The 2,417-nt window shown below is 66.8% G+C and carries 2 protein-coding genes and 1 pseudogene; all 3 read right to left on the bottom strand.

Annotated elements, in window-relative coordinates:
* Positions 1-1,193, bottom strand: a 1,193-nt coding sequence (gene ftsW / locus AC04L7_RS16690) for a putative lipid II flippase FtsW (protein ID WP_475513457.1), incomplete at its 3' end; no start/stop codon positions are given.
* Positions 1,193-2,278, bottom strand: coding sequence for a phospho-N-acetylmuramoyl-pentapeptide-transferase (mraY, locus tag AC04L7_RS16685; protein ID WP_296278478.1), 1,086 nt, complete (start codon positions 2,276-2,278; stop codon positions 1,193-1,195). The genes ftsW and mraY, both read right to left, overlap by 1 nt.
* Positions 2,268-2,417, bottom strand: a pseudogene (locus AC04L7_RS16680) (UDP-N-acetylmuramoyl-tripeptide--D-alanyl-D-alanine ligase); the annotation flags it as partial. The gene mraY and the pseudogene AC04L7_RS16680, both read right to left, overlap by 11 nt.

Raw genomic sequence — 2,417 nt, 5'->3', positions numbered from 1 at the left:
GCCGGCGCCCGCGGCGCCTCGCCGGCGCCCTGCGCGGCTTCGCCACGCAAGGCGACCTGGCGCTGCGTGCGTTCCAGTTCGTACGACACGCGCAGCAGCAGGCCCATCGCCACGCAGGTCATCAGGATGCTGGACCCGCCCGACGAGATCAGCGGCAGGGTCAGGCCCTTGGTCGGCAACAGGCCCAGGTTCACGCCCATCGAGACGAAGCTCTGCATGCCGATCCACAGCGCCACGCCGAAGGCGACGTACCCGGCGAAGTGGCGACGCATTTCGACGCAGCGCAGGCCGATCACGAAGGCGCGGCCGACCAGCAGCGCATAGAGCGCGATCACCAGGCACACGCCGACGAAACCGAGCTCCTCGCCGATCACCGAGAAGATGAAGTCGGTATGCACTTCCGGCAGGTAGTTGAGCTTCAGCACCGAACCGCCCAGGCCGATGCCGCTCCATTCGCCGCGCCCGATCGCCATCAGGGCATTGGTCAGCTGGTACCCGCTGCCGAACGGATCGTCCCAGGGATTGGTGAACGAGGTGATGCGGCGCAGGCGGTACGGCGCCGCCACCGCCAGCATCGCCAGCATCATGACCAGGCCGATGCCGGGCAGCACGATGCGCAGGATGTTCACGCCGCCGAGCACCAGCATGCCGGCGGTGATCGCCAGCAGCAGCGTGGATGAGCCGAAGTCGGGCTGCAGCAGCAACAGGGCGACCAGGGTCAGCGCCACGCCGAACGGCTTGAGCATGGCTTTCCAGGTCGCGCTGACGTCGTCGCGGAAACGTACGAGGTAGCTGGCCAGCCAGACGATGAAGAACACCTTCACCACCTCGACCACCTGGAAGTTTGACACCCCCAGGTTGATCCAGCGGTGCGCGCCCTTCACGCTCACGCCCAGGCCCGGCACGAATACCAGCAGCAACAGCACCACGCAGCCAAGCAGCAGCACCTGGTTGCGCGCCTCGATGCTTTTCAGTTCGGTACGCGTCACCCACCATGCCAGGCCCGCGCCCGCCACCAGGAACATGCCGTGGCGGATCAGGTAGTAGAACGGATTGCCGTGCTGGTAGATCGACGCGGACGCGACCATCACCACGCCGAGCGAGGCGAGCGCCAGCATGGCGCCGAGCAACCAGGGATCGAAACGGCCCCCGATGGCGTCCAGTCGCGTGGCCTGGCGTGGCGCGTCGTTCATCAGCGCACCTTCAGCGTGGCCAGGCCGACGAGGACCAGCACGACCGAAATGATCCAGAAGCGCACGATCACGCGCGGCTCGGGCCAGCCCTTCAGTTCGAAGTGGTGGTGGATCGGCGCCATGCGGAACACGCGCTTGCCGGTCAGCTTGAACGACGCCACCTGGATCATCACCGACAGCGTCTCGATGACGAAGATGCCGCCCATGATCACCAGCACCAGTTCCTGGCGGACGATCACCGCGATGGTGCCCAGCACGGCCCCCAGCGCCAGCGCGCCGATGTCGCCCATGAAGACCATGGCGGGATAGGTGTTGAACCACAGGAAGCCGAGCCCGGCCCCGGCAATGGCCGCGCAGATGATGGTCAGCTCGCCCGCCCCCGGCACCGGCGGGATCTGCAGGTAGCTGGAGAAGACCGCATTGCCGGACGCATAGGCGAACACGCCCAGCGCGCACGCCACCAGCACCGTCGGCATGATCGCCAGGCCATCGAGGCCGTCGGTCAGGTTGACCGCATTGGAGAAACCGACGATCCAGAAATAGGCGATGGCCACGAAGCCGATGCCCGCCAGCGGCAGCGCGATCGACTTGAAGAACGGCACGTAGAAGGTCGTCGCCGCCGGCACGTCGGCGTACAGGTACAGGTACAGGCCCGCGGCCAGGCCGAAGATCGACTGGAGCAGGTACTTCCAGCGCGACTTCAGGCCGTTGGGGTCGCGCTTGACGATCTTGATCCAGTCGTCATACCAGCCGATGGCGCCGAAGGTCAGCATCACCAGCAGCACCACCCACACGTACTTGTTGCGCAGGTCGCCCCACAGCAGCACCGACAGCAGCACGGTCATCAGGATCAGCGCACCGCCCATCGTCGGCGTGCCGGCCTTGGAGAAGTGCGACTGCGGACCGTCCGTGCGGATCGGCTGGCCGCCCTTCAGCTGGCCGAGCTTGCGGATCACCGCCGGGCCCAGCCACAGTGACAGCGCCAACGACGTCAGTGCGGCCAGGATGCCGCGGAACGTCAGGTAGCCGAACAGGCCGAAAAAGTTTTCCAGGCTCTGCAGCCAGCGAGCCAGTTCAAGCAGCATGCGGTGTGTCCTCCCCGGTGGACAGCAAGGCGGCGACGATCCGGTCCATCGCGCTGCCGCGCGACCCTTTCACCAGGCAGCGCACGCCCGTCCGCAGATCGGCGCGCAAGGCGGCCGCGAGCGAGGCGTGGTCCTGGAA

Source organism: Pseudoxanthomonas sp. LjRoot204_2 (assembly GCF_056175765.1).
The sequence above is the reverse complement of the archived record's forward strand: the minus strand, read 5'-3'. Positions and strand labels throughout refer to the sequence as shown.

Coding starts and splice junctions, on each gene's coding strand:
- mraY (WP_296278478.1), bottom strand. CDS start 2,278: ATGCTGCTTGAACTGGCTCGCTGGCTGCAGAGCCTGGAAAACTTTTTC.